The sequence below is a fragment of the Mycobacterium numidiamassiliense genome, assembly GCF_900157365.1.
In the GTDB taxonomy this organism is placed as follows: Bacteria; Actinomycetota; Actinomycetes; order Mycobacteriales; family Mycobacteriaceae; genus Mycobacterium; species Mycobacterium numidiamassiliense.
On sequence record NZ_FUEZ01000004.1, the window covers coordinates 1,292,699 to 1,311,878 of the forward strand.

The 19,180-nt window shown below is 65.0% G+C and carries 18 protein-coding genes and 1 pseudogene; 12 read left to right on the plus strand and 7 right to left on the minus strand.

Annotation, left to right across the window (positions count from 1 at the left end):
- The first annotated feature begins 9 nt into the window (after positions 1–9).
- The 4 genes and pseudogenes from MNAB215_RS14820 (at position 10) to MNAB215_RS14835 (ending at position 3,080) form a co-directional block, all read left to right on the plus strand.
- Positions 10–1,161, plus strand: coding sequence for an amidohydrolase family protein (locus tag MNAB215_RS14820; protein ID WP_216823742.1), 1,152 nt, complete (start codon positions 10–12; stop codon positions 1,159–1,161).
- On the plus strand, positions 1,158–1,415 hold the full coding sequence (locus MNAB215_RS14825; protein ID WP_083743408.1) for a hypothetical protein: 258 nt from the start codon (positions 1,158–1,160) through the stop codon (positions 1,413–1,415). The genes MNAB215_RS14820 and MNAB215_RS14825 overlap by 4 nt, the downstream gene beginning before the upstream one ends.
- 35 nt (positions 1,416–1,450) lie before the next feature.
- Entirely contained in the window at positions 1,451–2,227 is a 777-nt protein-coding gene (locus MNAB215_RS14830; RefSeq protein WP_425436538.1) for an SDR family oxidoreductase, read from the plus strand.
- A 22-nt stretch (positions 2,228–2,249) separates the two neighbouring features.
- Positions 2,250–3,080: pseudogene (locus MNAB215_RS14835) on the plus strand (1-acyl-sn-glycerol-3-phosphate acyltransferase).
- Between the two features lie 358 nt (positions 3,081–3,438).
- On the opposite strand, the gene MNAB215_RS14840 reads toward MNAB215_RS14835, so the two are convergent.
- Positions 3,439–4,029, minus strand: coding sequence for a TetR family transcriptional regulator (locus tag MNAB215_RS14840; RefSeq protein ID WP_077079519.1), 591 nt, complete (start codon positions 4,027–4,029; stop codon positions 3,439–3,441).
- 966 nt (positions 4,030–4,995) lie between these two features.
- Between MNAB215_RS14840 and MNAB215_RS14845 the strand changes: the two genes are divergently transcribed.
- From MNAB215_RS14845 to MNAB215_RS14875, 7 genes are all read left to right on the plus strand, one after another.
- Positions 4,996–6,207, plus strand: a complete 1,212-nt coding sequence (locus MNAB215_RS14845) for a CaiB/BaiF CoA transferase family protein (protein ID WP_077079520.1) — start codon at positions 4,996–4,998, stop codon at positions 6,205–6,207.
- Between the two features lie 2 nt (positions 6,208–6,209).
- Positions 6,210–7,172 (plus strand): VOC family protein, encoded by a 963-nt coding sequence (locus tag MNAB215_RS14850; RefSeq protein WP_077079521.1) that lies wholly within the window; start codon positions 6,210–6,212, stop codon positions 7,170–7,172.
- Positions 7,173–7,366: 194 nt separating this feature from the next.
- On the plus strand, positions 7,367–7,834 hold the full coding sequence (locus tag MNAB215_RS14855) for a Zn-ribbon domain-containing OB-fold protein (protein WP_077079522.1): 468 nt from the start codon (positions 7,367–7,369) through the stop codon (positions 7,832–7,834).
- On the plus strand, positions 7,821–8,969 hold the full coding sequence (locus tag MNAB215_RS14860; RefSeq protein ID WP_077079523.1) for a thiolase family protein: 1,149 nt from the start codon (positions 7,821–7,823) through the stop codon (positions 8,967–8,969). The genes MNAB215_RS14855 and MNAB215_RS14860 overlap by 14 nt, the downstream gene beginning before the upstream one ends.
- A gap of 27 nt (positions 8,970–8,996) precedes the next feature.
- Positions 8,997–10,187 carry a thiolase family protein gene (locus MNAB215_RS14865; RefSeq protein ID WP_077079524.1) on the plus strand — a complete coding sequence of 397 codons (1,191 nt, stop codon included), beginning with the start codon at positions 8,997–8,999 and terminating at the stop codon, positions 10,185–10,187.
- Between the two features lie 69 nt (positions 10,188–10,256).
- Positions 10,257–11,495: an acetyl-CoA hydrolase/transferase C-terminal domain-containing protein gene (locus MNAB215_RS14870; protein ID WP_083743409.1), complete on the plus strand. Its 1,239-nt coding sequence runs from the start codon at positions 10,257–10,259 to the stop codon at positions 11,493–11,495.
- Between the two features lie 91 nt (positions 11,496–11,586).
- On the plus strand, positions 11,587–12,045 hold the full coding sequence (locus MNAB215_RS14875) for a MaoC family dehydratase (RefSeq protein WP_077079525.1): 459 nt from the start codon (positions 11,587–11,589) through the stop codon (positions 12,043–12,045).
- 122 nt (positions 12,046–12,167) lie between these two features.
- Here MNAB215_RS14875 and MNAB215_RS29480 read toward each other — a convergent pair whose 3' ends face one another.
- The 4 genes from MNAB215_RS29480 to MNAB215_RS14890 form a co-directional block, all read right to left on the minus strand.
- Positions 12,168–12,383, minus strand: coding sequence for a hypothetical protein (locus MNAB215_RS29480; RefSeq protein ID WP_131829132.1), 216 nt, complete (start codon positions 12,381–12,383; stop codon positions 12,168–12,170).
- 123 nt (positions 12,384–12,506) lie between these two features.
- On the minus strand, positions 12,507–13,478 hold the full coding sequence (locus tag MNAB215_RS14880; RefSeq protein ID WP_077079526.1) for an LLM class flavin-dependent oxidoreductase: 972 nt from the start codon (positions 13,476–13,478) through the stop codon (positions 12,507–12,509).
- A 16-nt stretch (positions 13,479–13,494) separates the two neighbouring features.
- Positions 13,495–14,655, minus strand: coding sequence for a thiolase C-terminal domain-containing protein (locus MNAB215_RS14885; RefSeq protein ID WP_077079527.1), 1,161 nt, complete (start codon positions 14,653–14,655; stop codon positions 13,495–13,497).
- Positions 14,652–15,890: a Zn-ribbon domain-containing OB-fold protein gene (locus MNAB215_RS14890; RefSeq protein WP_077079528.1), complete on the minus strand. Its 1,239-nt coding sequence runs from the start codon at positions 15,888–15,890 to the stop codon at positions 14,652–14,654. The genes MNAB215_RS14885 and MNAB215_RS14890 overlap by 4 nt, the downstream gene beginning before the upstream one ends.
- Before the next feature lie 532 nt (positions 15,891–16,422).
- On the opposite strand from MNAB215_RS14890, the gene MNAB215_RS14895 reads away from it, so the two are divergent.
- A complete protein-coding gene (locus MNAB215_RS14895; RefSeq protein ID WP_077079529.1) occupies positions 16,423–17,085 on the plus strand; it encodes a CAP domain-containing protein in 663 nt (220 codons plus the stop codon).
- A gap of 52 nt (positions 17,086–17,137) precedes the next feature.
- Here MNAB215_RS14895 and MNAB215_RS14900 read toward each other — a convergent pair whose 3' ends face one another.
- Positions 17,138–17,581 (minus strand): lipoprotein LpqH, encoded by a 444-nt coding sequence (locus MNAB215_RS14900; protein ID WP_077079530.1) that lies wholly within the window; start codon positions 17,579–17,581, stop codon positions 17,138–17,140.
- A 373-nt stretch (positions 17,582–17,954) separates the two neighbouring features.
- A complete protein-coding gene (locus MNAB215_RS14905) occupies positions 17,955–18,500 on the minus strand; it encodes a TetR/AcrR family transcriptional regulator (protein ID WP_245830322.1) in 546 nt (181 codons plus the stop codon).
- Between the last annotated feature and the right edge of the window lie 680 nt (positions 18,501–19,180).

Here is a 19,180-nt window from a genome sequence, read left to right on the forward strand (position 1 = left end):
GAGGCACCCGTGCCGCTGCAGCCCTGGATGGAATTGATCTCCGTCGACGATCACCTGATTGAGCACCCGAAGGTGTGGAGTGATCGACTGCCCACCAAATACTTGGAGGCGGGTCCCAAGATCATCGAGTGGGAGCGCCCCGACACCGGCGCGATGTGTCAGGTCTGGGAGTACGAGGGCCGGATCTACCCCTACATCGGGCTTAACGCGGTCGCGGGCAAGAAACCCGAGGAGTACGGCATCGAACCGGTGCGCTACGACGACATGATCCCCGGTTGCTATGACCCCAAGGCCCGGGTCGCCGACATGGACATCGACGGCGTGCAAGCGATGACCTGTTTCCCGTCATTCCCGCGGTTCGCGGGCGCGGTGTTCCACGAGGGCGAGGACAAAGAGTTAGCACGGCTGTGCTCGGCAGCGTGGAACGACTTCCACCTCGACGAGTGGGCCGCCACCGCACCCGACCGGTTCGTCGCGGTTGCGATGCTGCCGTTCTGGGACGTCGAGGCCAGCGTCAAGGAAATCCACCGCGTCGCGGCCAAGGGCGCCAAGTGCGTTACCTTCCCCGACCTGCCCGACAAGCTGGGATTGCCGTCAGTGCATTCCGATCACTGGGACCCGCTGCTCTCGGCGATGGAGGACACCGGCCTGGTGCTGGCTCAGCACTTCGGTTCCGGTGGCTTCCCACCGCCGATTGCTCCGGACGCACCGTTCGCCGTGTTCGTCACGCTGATGGGCACCATGTCGATGACCGCACTGACCGACTGGTTGTTCAGCCACACGCTCTACCGGCATCCCCAGCTGAAGATCGGCTTGAGTGAGGGCGGCGTCGGGTGGATTCCCTACATCTTGGAGCGCGCCGACAGCGTGTGGCGCAAACACCGCTTCTACAACAACGTCAACCAGGACCATCCGCCGAGCTACCTATGGAAGAAGCACTTCCACGGCTGCTTCATCGAGGACGATTTCGGCATGGAGATCCGCCACCACATCGGCGTCGACCAGATCACCTGGGAATGCGACTACCCACACTCGGATTCGTTCTGGCCGCAGAGCCGCGCCCGGGCCGCGCAGGCCCTCAAGGACGTGCCCGACGACGAAGCCCACAAGATCGTCGAGCTCAATGCCCGGGAGTTCTACAACTTTCCGCGGGCGGCGTGACCTCCGCCGGCGACGACGTGGAGCGGGTTGAGCAGCTTCCTCGGTCGGACTGGACCGACCAGGATCTCCTGACCAAGGACGAGGCCCGCGAGCGCCTCGTCGGGGAGATCGGTCGCACCCGGGCTCGGCTCAACGAAGTGAAGGCTAGCTCGGGCGATCCTGCCCAGATCGACGCAGAGATCATCCTGCTGGCCCGTCGCCTCAACGCGATGGAGTCAGTCCGCGACGAATACAACGACTACCTCGACGGCTAGTTAGTCCGTCCGGAGCCAAGGAGTAGGTAATGGTGATGGTGCAGCAATTCGAAGGTGCCTCGGCGATCGTCAGCGGCGGCGCCGGCGGTCTGGGCGAGGCGACGGTTCGCCGGCTGCACGCCGACGGGCTGGGTGTGGTGATTGCCGATCTCGCCACCGACAAGGGCAAGGCGTTGGCTGACGAGTTGGGCAGCCGGGCCGCGTTCGTGAGCACTGACGTGACGAGCGAGGACAGCATCCTGGGCGCCGTCGAGCAGGCCAACCAGCTCGGCCAGCTGCGCTACGCGGTCGTCGCGCACGGCGGTTTCGGTGTCGCCCAACGGATCGTACAGCGTGATGGGAGCCCCGCCGACTTCAGTGGCTTCACGAAGACGATCGACCTCTACCTCAACGGCACCTATAACGTGGCCCGGTTGGTAGCCGCCTCGATCGCCGCGGCCGAACCCCGGGAAAGTGGTGAACGGGGCGCGCTGGTGCTGACCGCATCGATCGCGGGCTACGAGGGCCAGATCGGGCAGACCGCCTATGCTGCGGCCAAGGCCGGAGTCATCGGGTTGACCATCGCGGCCGCCAGGGATCTGAGTTCGGTGGGCATCCGGGTCAACACCATCGCGCCGGGAACGATGAAGACTCCGATCATGGAATCGGTCGGCGAAGAGGCCATCGCCAAGTTCACTGCGAACGTGCCATTCCCGAAGCGGCTCGGATCCCCCGCGGAATTCGCCGATGCGGCCACGTTTCTGCTGATCAACGGTTACGTCAACGGCGAGGTCTTGCGGCTCGACGGCGCGCAGCGCTTCACCCCGAAGTAGTACGCCGGCGCCACCCGCGACGATGATCCATGAAAACCGAAGGGGGAAAGTGAGTTCGAGCGACACTGGGTCCTCGGAGGTCACCAAGTGGGATCCTCAGCTGACCGAGCGGGTGCTGGGCTGGATTCGTCCGATCGTCAAGGGGTATCACCGTTCCCGGGTGCGCGGTCTGGATTCCTTTCCATCCGGTGGGGCGCTAGTGGTGTCCAACCACTCGGGTGGGTTGTTCGCGCTGGACATGCCGGTGTTCGCGACCGGTTTCTACGACAGGTTCGGCTACGACCGGCCCGTTTACACACTCAGTCACGACATCCTCGTGACCGGCCCGGCCGGCGACATCTTGTCCAAGACGGGCTTCATCCGCGCCAATCGCGACAACGCCGGTGCGGCGCTGCGTTCGGGCGGGGTGGTCGTGGTGTTCCCCGGCGGCGACTACGACGTCTACCGATCCACCCGGTCAGCGAACATCATCGACTTCAATGGTCGAACCGGTTACGTAAAGCCGCGCTAAACGTCGAAGTGCCCATCGTCCCCGCGGTATCCATCGGCGGGCAGGAAAACCAGCTCTGCCTGTCCCGCGGCGAAGGGCTGGCAAAACTGCTCGGGCTCGATAAGCTGCGGCTGAAGAACCTGCCCATCTCGTTCGGCTTCCCCCTTCGGACTGAGCATCATGTTGCCGGTCAATGTGCCACTGCCCACGAAGGTCGTCACCCAGGTCCTAGAGCCGATCGACATCCTCGCCCAGTTCGGCGCGGATCCCGACATCGACCAGGTCGACGCCCACGTCCGCCACGTCATGCAACAGGCTCTTGACAGGCTGGCCGACGAGCGCCGGTTCCCGATGGTGGGCTGATAGGCACCGGGCACCAGCTACGGGACCCTACGGGCGCACTGCTTGACCCAGGCGTGCCGCAACAACCCGCTTCGCCGAGGCATGAGTGGCCGCCAGCCGGATCAGTCACGGGCCCGCGCCGCCACAGGTCACACGTCCGCTGGAAGCCGCCCGAGCATTACGTGATGCGATGTGTATCGTGCCGGGTGCAGTCAATCCCGGCTGCATGTGTAGTCAAGGATCCGGCAGAGCGGTGCCAAACTTCAGCTTTGCGCAACAGACCGCGGGTCGTTCTGAAAGGTCGAGTTCAGGGCCGGACAACCGGCGGGCGTGGCCCCGACGGCACATGCTTCGACGACCGTCGGGGGTAGCGGGGCCGTTACTTCAGTACCGCGGGCAGCGCCGCGAACTCCTGGCGGATCAGATCGTCGAGAGCGCGGCCCGGTGTCGACAACCATTGATTGAGGGCACGTTCGACCAACAGCATCCCGACGGCCGCCAGCAGTCGGCACTCGTCATCGGGTGTCGGCAGATGTCGCCGTTCGGCGATCACCTTCGCCACTGTCGTCGCGTTGGCCTCGTGATTGCTACGCTCCCGGCCCAGCAGCACGAGCGATGACGCGACCGCTTCGTGGTACTGCGCGATGCGCGTGCGAATGCGCTTGAGCCCCGGCGCAAGCAACGCAAACGAGCTTGCCAGCGCCTCGAAGTCGGATAGCTCCTCGGGCTGCGCGAGGTAGACCCCGCTGACGGCGTCGATGAAGTCGTACTCACCGAAGAACAGCACCGACTCCTTGCCGGGGAAGTACCGGTAGAAGGTCCGCGGGGAAACGCCCGCGCCCTCGGCGATCTGATCGGTGGTGGTCTCGTCGTAACCGTTGGCGCTGAACAAGTTCAGGGCCGCCTCCAGCAGCGCATTCCGCGTCCGATCAGCATGCTCGTCACGCGGTGAACGATCGCCCCGTGCCATCCGCCACCTCCTCGACTGTCTCCGATGTCCCGACAGCGACAACCATGGCATCGGCCCATCGTTGACACCCGCGGCCGCGCCGAGGCTACAGCGCTAACTATGACAGTGTATTGCCAAAGTCCAATTCAGGCCTCGGCTGGCGCATGCAGGCGATTCTGGTCGCATCGCCGAACCCGGCGGAACGGCAACCACGCACCTCCGCAGATCCGCCGAACCACACTCGGTCACGCTGCTTTCGGGGGGTCGTTCCTCAGCCCCACAAAGGGGCGAGCGAGACAGAATCACGTTCAGCAGCAAGCGATCTGAGCGATGAGACCGCCACGATGGAGTGCGCCCCGTAGCCGATCTTGGCACGGGAGTGACCTCGCCGGCGTTCGTAAAGCCCGTCGCACAGTTCTCATGGTGGCCTTCATCGAAGACGCGCCGCGCGTCGACGTCCTGGTGCCGTTCGCCCAGGGTCACCACCAAGGACGAAAACCACGGGCCGCGTGTTGCCGAAGGACGCCAGGGCGATGCGGAGCAAGGAGGATGATGGCGATCGCGCACCGCACAGCAGGACAACACGAACGAAGTCCACCTGGACGGCACGGCGATCCCTCCGCGCCGGGGAGGGCCCCCTGAATGGATCGGACCGCGGCTCACACAGCCTGGCGCCATGGCTGATCGTGGAGATGAACGGCGTCGGACCCAGCTCAGCACTGGTTGACAATATTGTCAAGATCTCGCTTTAGCATCGCTGAAGTGGCTATATACCCGGCGCGTAAAAGGCATACGCCCATCACGACTCGTCAGTTGACAAAAACGTCAACAAGCGGGTTACGATGCCCGGGTGACTGTGCTGACCGGAGCTTCGCCGAGCGCGCGAACCGCGAGTGATGGGGGCGTCCATGCCACATCCACAGGCTGATCGCATTACTACTCGACTGACGCCGGCCGCCAGCACTCAACAGATGAACCGATGGACGCATGACTGACGTGTTGAGCGGGATCCGCGTGGTCGAGCTGGCCGCGTGGACGTTCGTCCCCGCGGCCGGCGCGGTGCTTGCCGACTGGGGTGCCGACGTCATCAAGGTCGAGCATCCTGAGACGGGCGACCCGCAGCGCGGGCTGATCAGTTCGGGGATCGTCACCGGCGCGGGGGAAGTGAACCACTTCGTCGAGCAGCCCAACCGCGGCAAGCGCAGCGTCGGGTTGGACACCTCCACCCCCGAAGGCCTCGAGCTGCTGATGACGCTGATCGAGACCGCCGACGTCTTCATCACCAACCTGCTGCCCGACTCCCGACAGCGGATGGGCATCGACGTCGACCAGATCCGCGCCCGCAACCCGAAGATCATCTACGCGCGCGGCCACGGCTACGGCACCAAGGGCGAACTGTCCGCCCAGGGCGGTTTCGACCTGGCGGCGTACTGGGCGCGCGGCGGCATCGGCGATGCGTACTCCGACGGCACCGGCTCCTATCCTCCGATTCAGCGACCGGGCTTCGGTGACTCCTACGGTGGTCTGGCGCTCGCGGCCGGCATTGCCGCAGCCCTGGTGAAACGCGAACGCACCGGTGAGCCATCGGTCGTCGACGTCTCCCTGCTCAACGCCGCAATCTGGCAGTTGGGCCCCGACATCGTCGGATCAGGCGTCACCGGTCAGGACATCCCAAAGTTCAACCTCGACGAGATGCCCAACCCGGTGGCGGGCATCTACAAGACCGGCGACAACCGGTTCATCGCCTTCGTGCTGTTACAGGCCGACCGATTCTGGTCGGACTTCTGCACCCGGCTGGGCCGCACCGACCTGATCGACGACGAACGCTTCGCCAATGCCACGGTGCGGTTCGGCAACCGCAAGCAGTGCATCGCCGAACTGCGGGCCAGCTTCGCGTCGGAGAGCCTTGCGCACTGGGAGAAGGCGTTCGCCGGGTTCGACGGCGTGTGGGACGTCATGCGCACCGCCCACGAGGTGCACAGCGATCCGCAGGTGATCGCCAACGGGTACCTGCCGCGGGTCACCGACGCCAAGTCCAACGAGTTCGCGCTGGCGGCAAGCCCCGCCCAGTTCAACGAGATACCACTGGACCTCACGCGCGCGCCTGCACACGGTGAGCACACCGACGCCGTGCTGGCCGAGCTGGGATTCAGCGAGGACGAGATCATCGAATTCAAGATCAACTCGGTGGTGCTGTAGCAATGCCGATCTCCGAGGGTCTCGCGCGCCGATTCCTACACGTCAACCTCAACTGCGCCTCGGTGCAGTCCACCGAGAAACTCTACGGCGGCGTACTCGGACTGACCACACGGATGCGGACCGATCCCCAGGTGCCCGGCGACGGCAGCATCATGGGCCTGGACGGCCAGACCTACACCGAGACCGCGTTCCTCTACGACGATCGCGGGGGCCGCCGCAGCTGCGCCTTAGAAGCCATCGAGTGGAGCACCCCACCGCTGCAGCGCGACACCAACACCGATCCGGTGCGACCCGGCATCCGCTCCACGCTGCTGACCGTCACCGATCTCGCCGCTATCACCACGGACCTGCGCGCCGCCGGAGTACGGGTCTCCGACCCCATCGACGGTCTCATCTCGGGCAGCAAGTCGGTGCTCGCCCTGGATCCCGACGGTGCGGTGATCGAGCTCACCCAGACGCCGCCGGACGCCGACCCCCACCAGGGTGCGCTGTTCGGCGGCATCCGCATCGCAGCCATCGACGCCACGGCGACCGTCGCCTTCCTCACCGAGATCGGCTTCGCCGTCATCGACGGACCCAAGCGGGTCCCCGTCTCAGGCGAACAGCTCGCCCCCGGCGGCACTGCGGAGACCGTGGACTGTGTGGCGGCACGGCTGGCCCTGCCGGAGGACGGCGCACAGTTCACCCTTACCGTGGTCGAGCATCCAGACACTGCCCGGCATCCGAGGGCCGACGGCGGCAACAGCCAAGGACTCTACCGCTGCGCGCTGCGGGTGGAGAACGTCGCACGCGCACTGGCTCTGCTTCCGGATTGGATTGCCGTGCAAGGTGATCCGGTGTGGTGTCCGCTGCCAGGCACCAAGATCGACGGACTCTACGTCGCCTTCCTGCGCTCGCCGGACGGGGTGTTGTTTGAATTCGTCGAACGCCCCCTGTCATTCTTCACACCAGCACCGTCGCGGTGATGCCCGCGTGGAGAGTCCTGACATGACCGGCCTATCCGACCCGACGACGCCCTTCACCCGCCGTGGCGGGTGGGAACGCACACCGCGCCTCCGATGCCGTGGAACGTTCAACCGCACACAGCCACCCAGCCTGACGTTCATGCCGATCACAACATCGAGCTTGCTTCCCGAACTGCACCGAGAGGATATTCACTGTGAACCAACAGGTTCCGCTGGCTGAAGGATTGTTCACCTGGCCATCAGAGGATCCCGCTCTGATCGGCGGGCGATCCTCCGACGGACAGATCGTCTTCCCCTATCGCTCACACCGCATTATCGGCACCCGACGCGAAACGCTCGAGCCGGTGGAGCTACCGCGGCGCGGCACGCTATGGACGTTCACCACCCAGCAATTCCGGCCTCCGGCGCCGCCGTATGCCGGTGATGACGACGCGACGACTTTCACGCCGTTCGCGATCGGCTATGTGGAGCTTCCCGGAGCGTTGCGGGTGGAAGCCCGGCTCACCGAGAGCGACCCCGAGAAGCTGAGAATCGGTCAGCCGATGGAGCTTCGAATCGTGCCGTTGGGCAAGAACGCCGACGGCGATCAAACGATGATCTTCGCGTTCGCGCCCGCCGACGGCGACGACGCAGCGGAAGGGGACACCGATGGCCGCAAGTGACGTCGCAATCGTCGGGGTGGGCCTACACCCGTTCGGCCGCTACCCCGGCAAGTCTGCCCTGGAGATGGGCGAAGAGGCCGTCTATGACGCACTCGTCGATGCCGGTGTGGCGTGGACGGACATTCAGGCGCTCTACGCCGGCAGCATGGAGGTCAAGAACCCTGAGGCCATCACCGCGCTGCTCGGCATGACCGGCATACCCGCGCGTGCAGTGTTCACCGGATGCGCCACCGGGGGCACGTCACTGGCCATGGCAGCCAACGCAATCCGCGTCGGAGACCACGACCTGACGATCGCGATCGGCCTCGACAAACATCCCCGCGGAGCGTTCTCCGACCACCCCTCGGTATCCGGGCTACCGGATTGGTACGGCCAAGCGGGACTGTTCTTGACCACCCACTTCTTCGGAATGAAGATCAACCGCTACATGCACGACTACGGGATCAGCCACGAAACCCTGGCACGGGTTGCGGCCAAAGCCTTCCGCAACGGCGCGGCCAACCCCACGGCCTGGCGGCGCACACCTATCGGTGAACAGGAGATCCTGGCATCGCCCATCTTGAATTATCCACTGCGCCAGTACATGTACTGCGGACCCGACGAGGGTGCGGCGGCCGCAGTGCTGTGCCGGGCTGACCAAGCCCACAAGTACACCAAGCACCCCATTTACCTGCGGGCTTCCCAGCTGTTCTCCCGGCGTGCGGGCGCGCTGGAAGTTCTGAGCCCGTCCATCTCACTCACACCGGCGCCCAGTCCCACGGTCTTCGCGGCCCGGGCTGCCTTCGAGGAAGCCGGGATCGGTCCCGAGGACGTGGACGTGATCCAGCTGCAGGACACCGACGCCGGCTCCGAGGTCATCCATCTGGCCGAGAACGGCTTTTGCGCTGACGGTGATCAGGAGAAGCTGATCGCGGCGGGCGAGACCGAGATCACTGGCCGCCTGCCCGTCAACACCGACGGCGGCCTGCTGGCCAACGGCGAACCCGTTGGCGCGTCGGGGTTGCGCCAAATATTCGAACTGGTCACCCAGTTGCGCGGGCGTGCGGGCGCGCGCCAGGTGCACGCGCCGCGGGTCGGATATGCGCAGCTTTACGGCGCCCCCGGCACCGCCGCGGTCACCATCTTGTCAACCTGACCCACACACAACCATGGGAGTCCGAAAATGGCCGTAACCACCAGCCGCGCAGCGATCATCGCTGCCGCGCGCACCGCGATCGGCACCGCCCGCAGGGGCACGCTGGCCAACGTTGAGTCCAAGGATCTCGCCAAGCCGGTCGTGGCCGCGGCCATCGATCGGTCCGGTGTGGACGCCGCCGACTTCGAGGACCTGATCCTGGCCGAGGTCATGCAGGGCGGCGGTGACATCGCCCGTTACGTCGCGGTCGATCTCGGATTGACCGAGCTGCCGGGGCTCGCGCTCAACCGTCAGTGCGCATCGAGCCTCCCCGCGATCGCGGTCGCCGCCGGGCAGATCGCCGCGGGAATGAGCCGGGCGATCCTGGCCGGCGGAGCTGAATCAGCCTCGACCGCACCGATGTCGCGCAAGCGCAAGCCGTTCACCGCCGGCAGAGACGCCGACGACTGGGTCGACCCGTGGTTCTCCTTTTCCCACCCACCGACCCCGGACGCGCCGGCAATGGACATGTCGATCACGGTGGCCCAGAACTGCGCGGTCCAGTTCGGAATCTCGCGGGAAGCACAAGACCAGTGGGCGCTGCGCTCCCACCAGCGGGCCATCGCGGCCATCGACGCACGGGCCTTCGTCGAGGAGATCGTCCCGATCGAGGTCCCGCAGGCCGACGGCAGCACCACGACCTTCGCCCAGGACGAGCACCCCCGTCGCGGCAGCACCCTGGAGACGCTGGCTGCCCTAAAGGTGCTACACCCCGAGATCGAGGGCTTCACCGTGACGGCCGGCAACTCCTCAGGCATCAACGACGCGGCCGCCGTCGTGGCACTGGCTGCGCCGACGACGCGCAACGATGTCCTGGCCAGCGTGCTGTCCTGGAGCGCGGTCGGGGTGGCGCCCAACCGCACCGGGAGCGCGCCGATCACGGCGATCCCCAAGGCGCTGGAGCTGGCCGGGCGAAAGATCGAGGACGTGGCACTGTTCGAGATCAACGAGGCGTTCGCCGCCCAAGCCGTGGCATGCGCCCGCGAACTGGGTCTAGATGAAGACATCGTCAACGTCTACGGCTCGGGCATCAGTCTGGGCCACCCGATCGCCGCGACCGGGGCCCGCATGGTCACCTCGGCGATCTATGAGTTGCGCCGCCGCGGCGGCGGCATCGGCGTCCTGTCGATGTGCGCCGGCGGTGGAATGGGTGCAGCCATGGTGATCGAGGTGGCCTGACGCGACCTATGCCCCGCACACAAATACGACGAGACCTTCCATGACCACCATCGGCGGGCAGACTCTCGCATGTCGGACGGCGCCACGGTGACGCTGACCCATGGCCGCGGCGACTTCGCCGCGGCACTGCGCACGGAGCTGAATGAAGCAGCAAGCTCACGGGCGGCTGGTGCTGGTTTCACGGTTGCCGTCGGCGATGGGGTCGGTCAGCTGCGCACAGTGGGCGACGGCACCGCTTTCGGTGCGGCGCTAAGCGCAGTGGCACGCGATATCGGCGGGATACGGTTGGTGCTCAGTTGGCTGACCGCGCCCTTGGACGGCCTCGAGTCGGATGTATTCGCCGAGGTGGTGGCGTTGATGCCGGGTTGGGGTGTGCGAGCCGTGCTGCGCAGCCCGTCAGCACGATTCCTGCCCACCAGCCTCGCCGCTCAGCCGGCGCTGCTGCTCGGGCCGTTGCGGCCCGACGTGTTGATCACCCGGCTGGTGCAGCGCGGCGACCAGCTCCTGTTTAGCACCGAGGTGTCCTGGCAGCGAGAGCTCATCGACGCGGGCATCCCGGTGTTGGCGGTCATCGACAGCACCGCCCCGGCCGCCAGCGCCGAGTCACCGCTGAATCCCGATCAGGTGCGCATCATCGGACGCAGTTGCGATGGCCCCTTTCAGTTCCTGCAGAAGGAGCCCGAACCGGTGCACGACGCGCTCGCCGATGAGGTGCTCAGATTCGTGTCCGCGGGAGCCCGGCTGCAGTATGGGCCGGGCCAGCTGGGCACCGCGCTGCTCCATCGCGCACGAGTTCCGCTGCGCCTAGACACCGGCCTGCTCACCGACGCCGTGGTCGATCTCGACCGCCGCGGCCTGCTTGTCGGTCAACCCTCGGCCACCTATCTGCTAGGCAGCGACGTCCTCTACGACTGGGCCGACGGCCGCCCCATCCTGCGGGGCGTCGCGCACACCCACGACCTGACCCGCCTCAGCCACGGCGAGCCCCTTGTCACGGTCAACACCGCGATCGAAATCGACCCCGCTGGGCAGGTCAATGTCGAAGGGGTGGGCGACAAGGTCGTCGGCGGCATCGGCGGGCACCCCGACTACTGCCGGGCAGGCCGACTGAGCCGCGGCGGTCTGTCCATCATCGCCGTCCCGTCCACCTTCAACGGGCAGTCACCGTTGGTGGATCAGTTGAGCCGGCCAGCGTCGACCCCGGCTTTCGACGTCGACATCATCGTGACCGACAAGGGTTGCGCCGACGTGCGTTTAGCGGACTGGGCGCAGCGACGCACGCTGATCACTGAACTGTTCGCGCGCTAGCAGATTCGGGAGCCTCGAAGCGGGGCCCGACCATACCGGACCATCGGCACGCGAGAGCGCGCGTCGCGTAGAGGAGAGAGAAGATGCACCCATGAAGGTGATCGCGTCCATCGACGATGCGATGCGACTGGTGGGCCACGAACTCGGAGTGAGCAGCTGGAAGGAGATTGATCAGGCGCGCATCGACACCTTCGCCGACGTCACCGAAGATCACCAGTGGATACACGTCGATGCGGACCGCGCAGCATCGGACAGTCCTTACGGCGCCACGGTCGCGCATGGCTTCCTGCTCCTGTCGTTGATCCCGAAGTTGAGCAAGGACAACTACGTCGTTCAGAACGCGAAGATGGGTGTCAACTATGGGCTGAACAAGGTCCGTTTCATTGCCGCGGTCACTGCGGGCAGTCGGATCCGCATTCGCTCCGAACTGATCGACGCCGCCAAAGTGGCCGACAACGTCGTGAACCTGACCGTGCGCCACACCATCGAGATCGACGGATCTGACAAGCCAGCCGCAGTCGCCGACCTGATCGCACGGTACGTGTTCTGAGCGGGCTCCGCATCGACGCACGGAGCAGAGCCAGACACCATCGGCAGCGATCGGCACCCGGACCCCCGCGCCGAGGAGCGGGCGCCGTCTCGCGACCGGGGGTTCAGACTTGATCGTCCTGCTCACGCCGGACTCGCGATCGCGGACCGAACGTGAAATTCGGTCGGGAACCACTTCTGGCCGACAGGTAGCGAGCGACCATCACAGCCGACCCGATCGGCGGGCTTCTTCTTGGTGATATCCGCGATGGTGGGCACCTGGGCGTGGCAGATCATTCTGCGCCAGCCGGCATCGTCGACGGGGTCGAACCTGTCGCAGCAGCGCCGCTGGCGAGGCATCTGCCGCGAGCAACTTTGCTGTGCGGGTCGCAGTGGGTTCGTCGCAGGAGTGCTCGGCGATCGGTGGCTGGCTCGTGGTCGCCGGCGGGTTCTGGCGCACGGTCGGTCTCCTCGCTGTGGTGCCTATCGAGCGAGAAGCGGTTTGAGTTTGGTGGCGATCAGTCGGATGTGATCCGCCACCAACTGCTCTGGCATTCCTGCGATGGATGACCACAGGAAGATCTCCTCGACAGGTGCGTCGTCGACATAAGTTTGCACCGACTCGGCGACGACCTCGGGGGTGTTGTGGACGAACGCCCCGAGCACCCTGCCCAAGTCCGATTCGCTGCGGATGCGGTCGGGGTCGACCGGACGGGGGAGGGGCATGTCGGTGTCCTCGACCATGTACCGCCGGTAGGAGTCGAGCTGATACCGCAGGTGTTCCTTCACCACGGGCCAGTCGGCCTCGGGGTCCTCGGTTACCCAACCCGAGAAGGAGCCCTTCATGCGACCCACCGACGCATCGTGACCACCCGCGGCGAGTCCCTCTCGGTAGTGAGTCCACAGAGCGCCGTTCGCGCTTAGCAGACCGGCACCGAGTTTCCCGGCTCGTCTGGCCCCTTTCGGTCCCTGGTAGCCGAGATAGATCGGGATGTGACCGTGGACCGGCGCAGGCACATGCCGGTCATCAGAGAAGATCTCACGCAACTCTGTGACCCGGCGGTCAGTCGTAGTGTAACGCCGGGAGATGTCCGCCCTGAACAGTTCGTACTCCGGATGGCGATACCCCGCACCGAGACCGAGGTCGAGCCGTCCGCCGGAGATCACGTCAACGATGGTCGCCTCCTCGGCGATCTGAATCGCCGAGCGCAACGGCGCAAGCAGAACGGCGGTGCCGAGCCGAACCTTCCGGGTGACCGCGCCCATCGCCGCCAACATCGTCAACGGCTGTGTGAGGTAGCCGTCCTCGAACAAGTGATGCTCACTGGTCCACACCGAGTCGATGCCGAGGTGGTCGGCCTCTTGGCACATCTCCAACGTGAACCCGTAGAGCCGACTCCAGTCCTGGCGCCACGCGGGCGGGTTGCGCATGTCGAAGTACACGCCGACCTTCATCGTCGAATCCGCGCTGTCAACTCTTGTCGCTGGACAGGATGGTCACCGCAGACACCGCGGTCGGCCCGCCGATATTGTGCGCCAACCCCACTCGTGCTCCGTCGACCTGGTTTTCGGCTTCGCCGCGCAACTGGTTGAACAGTTCGTAGCACTGCGCCACACCCGTGGCGCCCGGCGGGTGACCCTTGGCCTTCAACCCGCCGCTGGGGTTGATCGGGATCGACCCGCCGACGTAATGTTCCCGGCCCTCGACCAGTTTGTAGGCCTCGAACCGGCTGGCGAAACCCAGGTCTTCGTAGCTGATCAGCTCGACCCCGGTGAAGCAGTCATGCACCTCGGCGACATCGACATCGCGCGGTGTCAGCCCTGCCATGCTCATCGCGGCCTTGGCGGCGCGCACCGTCGGTGGAAACGTTGTCATGTCCGACTTGTGCTGATGCATCACCCGGTCCATACCCAACCCGACGCCGCGCACCCACACCGGGCTGTCGGTGTAACGGTCGACGACGTCCTCGGCAGCCAGGATCACCGCGGCGGCACCGTCACTCTGCGGCGTGCAGTCATAGAGCCCGAACGGGTCGGCAATGATCGGCGCGACCAATGCCTGCTCGACGGTGATCTCAAAGCGCAGTTGGGCTTTCGGATTGTTCAGGGCATGGAAGTGGTTCTTCACCGCCACCATCGCCATGTGCTCCTTGGTGGCCGGCGACTCGTGCAGGTACCGGGTGACATGCAATGCGAAGTTGGCCGGGGCGACCAACCCTAATGGGTAGTCCCACGCGGTGTCGCGCGTCAGCCCGGCCCACTCCCAGAACGTCGCGTTCGTCGCGGTCTCGCGGACCTTGTCCGCACCCACCACCAGCACCACGTCGTAGGCACCCGAGGCGATCGCCAGCACGCCGTTGCGGATGGCGTCATTGCCGGTGGCGCAGGCATTTTCGACTCTAGTCACCGGGATACCGGTGAGGTCGAGGGTGTCGGCCAGAATGGCCGCAGGGGAACCATCTGTTGTGGTCAACTCCCCGAACCAGACCGCCTGCACCTCGGACTTGCTGATGCCCTTGTCGACGTTGGCGACGCACTCGGCGTATGCCATCGGGATCAGATCTTTGATCCCCAGGTCGAAGTGCTCGCCGAACGCAGTCATTCCGGCCCCGACGATCGCGACGTTTCTCATGCCAGTACTCCTCGTGAATCGCGACCGGGCCAGAATGCGTAGCCGTAGTCCGGAATTCCGGCGCGGGTGGCGATCCGGCGGAGCACCACCGTACCGGCCTGGCCGATGGTGGCTTCTCCGGCCGGAACCCCAGTCACCTTGAGCAGCACTCGGACCGGGCTGCCGTCGAGCTGGACAACCGCCAGCGAATACGGGCCGGGCAGATCGGGTACCGGGATCCGCACCGTGGTGTGGGTGTAAACGGTGCCGGTGCGCGGCAACGGCTCGAGCCGATAATCGGTGGCCAGCACACCGTTGTCATCGACCCGAGCGCGAGGCGGGAACTGCGGTGCGGAGTCGATACCGGGCCGCTCCTCGAATACCGCAGCCTCCCAACGCAGCTTGGGATCGAACGCACGCGCATAAGCGGCCAGCGAAATCGGGATGCCGATGCCCTCGGCCGTCCGAAAGCTAGGCAGATCGCGACCCGTCACCTCATCGCGGGTGATCGTCGGCAATCGCGCGCTCAACTCCAGTTGCGCGGCGGTCACGCTGGACTGCTCGATAGCCAGCACCAAACCCGCTGTGCCCTTCTCGATGGCCGCGGCCAGGACGCGGATCAGTGCGGCCGCCGAGACCGTCGCGTCTTCGGCCGCGGCGCCCGTATCGAAACCACCCCCGAGTTGTCCTGCCGCGACTCCTGCGACCGCGGCGACGGACTGTGTCCCGTCGAGTCCCAGCCGGGCCAGCGTCGACTTCACCCCAACCTCACGCTGCAACCGCGGATCGGCATACACGTGCCGCTCCGCGTCCTGCCCACGCGCCATCGTCGGCAGGCTGCGGGTCTGTCGAGCGACCGTTGTCAACGCCGCACCCGAACCATCGACTCCGGTCAGCACCGCGGCGGCGGAGGCGACGGCATCGGTGTCATCGGCGGAGATGACGAGCGTGCCGGCGGGGGCAGACGTGATCTGGTCGAGCACCCCCGGCGCCCCTCCGAGAACCTCGGTCACCGGAATGTCGGCGGACAACGAAAGACCGGCGAGCAGCACAGCACCGTTGCCACCCTCCAGCAGGGGAAAGTCACGCGAGACGAGAACGACGCGTTGCGCAGAGGCCGCCGGATCGGCGGCGCGACCGGCGGCGACAGCCATGGTCAGTGCATCCTCGTCGGGTCCCTTGACCCGACGAGGATGGTTACCCACACCAGTCGTCCAGGGCGGAAGGTAAGTGCCAATAGACACGACGTCACTCACGGTGCTCAACCTCGCTCTAACATAGGGACCGTGACACGCAGGTCCAGCTGCTCCTGGATGCTACGCGTGAATTAGATATATAGTTGTATGTTTTTGACGTGAGGTTTGCCACCCCGCTGGCCGAGAGTGGGGCTGGACTACTTCAACCGTCCCGCCGACACCGATCGCGACCTGCCAGTCCGCGGTCGAAACTCCGCTGCCGACGGCTTGACTACCAAAGCAATTGGGTCAATCGCGGCTTGGCAGGTAGCGATGGCGGCGATCGTGATGTCGGGGCGGCGACCCGGGCGCCGCTAAAATAACATCTAACTATTTTAATAAATCACTAGACGTCGCCGCTGCGCCGTGGGTAGCCTACGTCCATGCTGGGGTCGTCTTGCGCCGCAATGATATCGGCTGTAGAGACGGCGCGCGACCGCCGTTTCGGCGATGCCAAATCCGATTACGCGGTCCCCGCCAAGGCTGTGCTTTGCTCGCACGAAGTCCGCCGACCCGTACTGCCACCTCGCGGCTAACAAGGAGGAGTTTGGACATGCACTATCGGCCACTGCCCGTGCCTGCCTCGGTGGTTGCCGCCGCTGTCCTCCTGGGAATTCCCGTCGCGCATGCGGATGGCGACAACAACACGCTTATCCCGAACAATAAGCGACTCAATGACGGTGTCGTCGCCAACGTCTTCACCGTGCAGCATCAAGCAGGCTGCACCAACGACGTTAGGATCAGTCCGCAGCTGCAACGTGCTGCGCAGCGGCACACGGAGGATGTGCTGAACAGCCGCGCGCTAGACGGTGATATCGGCTCAGACGGGTCCACGCCACAAGACCGTGCCAATGCGGCCGGCTTCCATGGCCCGGTGGCCGAAACGGTGGCGATCAATCAGTCAATCGCAATCAGCGGGAACGATTTGATCAACCGGTGGTACCACGACCCAGCCTATTTCAACATCATGTCCAACTGCGCCCACAGCCAAATGGGGGTGTGGTCGGAAAACAGTCCGGATCGCACCGTTGTGGTGGCGGTTTACGGGCAGCCCCAAGGGGTTGGGGGGGCAACACCGGCGAGCACCGAGGGCCAGAACATTCCGCTCGACCCCAGCCCTGACTATGACGCCAGCGACGAACTCGAGTTCGGCTTCAACTGGCTGCCCTGGATCCTGAGGGGCGTGTACCCGCCGCCGGCCCACCCTCCGGAATAGAGCAGGGGTCGGCCGTCGTTGGCGCCCGGATCTGAGGAGTTAGCTTAGTGTCCTAGCACGCGACTTTTATCGTGAATGTGCCGGCGGCCCTCATGCTGGGGTTGTTGATGTCGAAGCCTTCGGCGTTCCCACGGATGGTATACGTGTAACCATTCATGGTGACGTCGGCTTTGCCGTCGAGGCCGTGCGTGTAACTGCCGGTGAATCCGCCCAGATCGGTGATATTGACTGACTTGGCAGTGAGCGAATTTTGGTTGGAGACAACCGCGTTCGTACCTGCCGCGGTGTCACCGGTAGTGATCATTGTTAGCGGTCCAACCGGCATGCATGTCACCGCATGGGTCATCGGAAGCGCCTGATCGTTGATCATCACCTGCGCGGTTCCGGCGGGCAGTGTTCCCGGCTGAGGTGCTGTTGCGCCTGGTGACGACGAGCATGCGCTGATACTCGCCGCTACGACGACAGCTGCGGACGCGTTGCTGAACCGCTTGTGCACGAGCGCACCTCGCTTCGTTTCGCCACCTGTGCCGAGCCCGCGATGAGAGCAATGTAGGCACCGCCCAGACCCGTCGGCAACAGATCACTCTGCGAGCTGTTGGCTCGATCGAAACAACGGTACCCAACTTTTGTGCTGTGATCGCTGGATATCGCGATGGTTTTGCGAATTGATCTATCGGACCGCAATCGAGTCGCGTCCACCGCTCGCACGCGACCGCGCTCGAGATATGTGAATCATGCTGTGAAGTAAGGCCTTTCGGCGAGGTAATGCAACCGGATAGCCCGCCATCCTGGCGGCTAAGGACAGCAGGGGTTTTGGCCGGCGCTGACCGACCAGCCACCAGGGTCGCGAGTCGACGTAGCCGGCTTGGCTATCTGCGAGGCTTTAGCGACGCGACGAGCAGATTGCGCAGCACGCCCTCGTCACCAGCGTCTTCAGGCGTGGCGGGTTCAGCAATAAGGCTGAAGCTAATGCGGACAACCCAGCGCGCGAGGGTGTCGGCGCGAAGATCGCGGCGAATCTCGCCGGCGGCGGCAGCAGCCTCGAGGCGCCGCACGAGCGCGTCAGCGAGTTTGGCTCTCCACAACTCGGAGCCTTCGGCGGCGTGATAGGCAGCACCAAGGGCTTGGTGGTCTTCGACTAGTGATCGCAGTATCGGTGAGCCGCGGGCGATGTCGATCCCCCGCAGGCAAGCTGCGACGAGCTGAGCCAGGAAAGGTTCGTCAGTCTGCCAGCATTGCTCAACGGCTTGCAGCGTGGCGCCGAGCACTCGCACAAAGGAGGCCGCCAGCAGGGCGTCCTTGTTCGGGAAGTGGTAGTACACCGTCGACCGGTGCACACCCGCGCGCCGGGCGATATCGCCCATGCGAGTACGCACCGGCCCCTTCTCGGCGTAGCAAGCATCGGCCGCGGTCAACAAACGTTCGCGCGCCTCGCCCTCATCCGCAGGCGAGTCGGCGGCCCCCGATTTCGCACGACTTACTCTGGCGTGAGGGTCCACAACAGCACACTACGGTCTTCGCGGCATGCAGTTGGCGTGATAACGACAAGACCAACTGCTGCTCGGTAGTCGTTGTCCGTGGCGGACGGTGCGGCTCCTAGACTCGACCGCCGCGCCACCGAGGTGACGCTTGTTGAAGGCGCTGCCGCTCCGTCGTTCGTCAGCTCTGACACGATCGTGCCGCGTGCATACCAACGACGTTATATCCGCCAGTTAACCAGGTAGCAATCATCGAGCAGCGCGTGTGACTCACCGCGGTTCAGTACCCGGCGGATCCCTTGAGATTCCTCGGCAATGCATCAAAAAAAGATAATGATCTAATCCGATATATAGATAGATAATTTACTAAGCCAACTACGATTGGCGTCTTTCCTGTTCACGGAATCACCGTCGACCCTCGGCGCAATAAAGACGGGCCGCCTGCCTCGCCGCGAGCGGCGATTAACCGCCCGGCCAAATGGGGGCGTGGTCGGCAGTTGTCCAGAGCGCTAGGTAATGAGTTTTGGCGTTTGCGGCGGCACCGACCGATGTCAGGTTCTCGGACTTGTCGCCGCGCATAACCGCTGTTCACCGCTTCGTCGGGGCTTCGACGCGAT

What these genes read in the sequence shown, in the direction of transcription:
- MNAB215_RS14850 (WP_077079521.1), top strand. Translation starts at nt 6,210, where the DNA reads ATGCCGATCTCCGAGGGTCTCGCGCGCCGATTCCTACACGTCAACCTC.
- MNAB215_RS14865 (WP_077079524.1), top strand. Translation starts at nt 8,997, where the DNA reads ATGGCCGTAACCACCAGCCGCGCAGCGATCATCGCTGCCGCGCGCACC.
- MNAB215_RS14875 (WP_077079525.1), top strand. Translation starts at nt 11,587, where the DNA reads ATGAAGGTGATCGCGTCCATCGACGATGCGATGCGACTGGTGGGCCAC.
- MNAB215_RS14895 (WP_077079529.1), top strand. Translation starts at nt 16,423, where the DNA reads ATGCACTATCGGCCACTGCCCGTGCCTGCCTCGGTGGTTGCCGCCGCT.
- MNAB215_RS14880 (WP_077079526.1), bottom strand. Translation starts at nt 13,478, where the DNA reads ATGAAGGTCGGCGTGTACTTCGACATGCGCAACCCGCCCGCGTGGCGC.
- MNAB215_RS14860 (WP_077079523.1), top strand. Translation starts at nt 7,821, where the DNA reads ATGGCCGCAAGTGACGTCGCAATCGTCGGGGTGGGCCTACACCCGTTC.
- MNAB215_RS14830 (WP_425436538.1), top strand. Translation starts at nt 1,451, where the DNA reads ATGGTGCAGCAATTCGAAGGTGCCTCGGCGATCGTCAGCGGCGGCGCC.
- MNAB215_RS14885 (WP_077079527.1), bottom strand. Translation starts at nt 14,655, where the DNA reads ATGAGAAACGTCGCGATCGTCGGGGCCGGAATGACTGCGTTCGGCGAG.
- MNAB215_RS29480 (WP_131829132.1), bottom strand. Translation starts at nt 12,383, where the DNA reads ATGCCTCGCCAGCGGCGCTGCTGCGACAGGTTCGACCCCGTCGACGAT.
- MNAB215_RS14840 (WP_077079519.1), bottom strand. Translation starts at nt 4,029, where the DNA reads ATGGCACGGGGCGATCGTTCACCGCGTGACGAGCATGCTGATCGGACG.
- MNAB215_RS14870 (WP_083743409.1), top strand. Translation starts at nt 10,257, where the DNA reads ATGTCGGACGGCGCCACGGTGACGCTGACCCATGGCCGCGGCGACTTC.
- MNAB215_RS14845 (WP_077079520.1), top strand. Translation starts at nt 4,996, where the DNA reads ATGACTGACGTGTTGAGCGGGATCCGCGTGGTCGAGCTGGCCGCGTGG.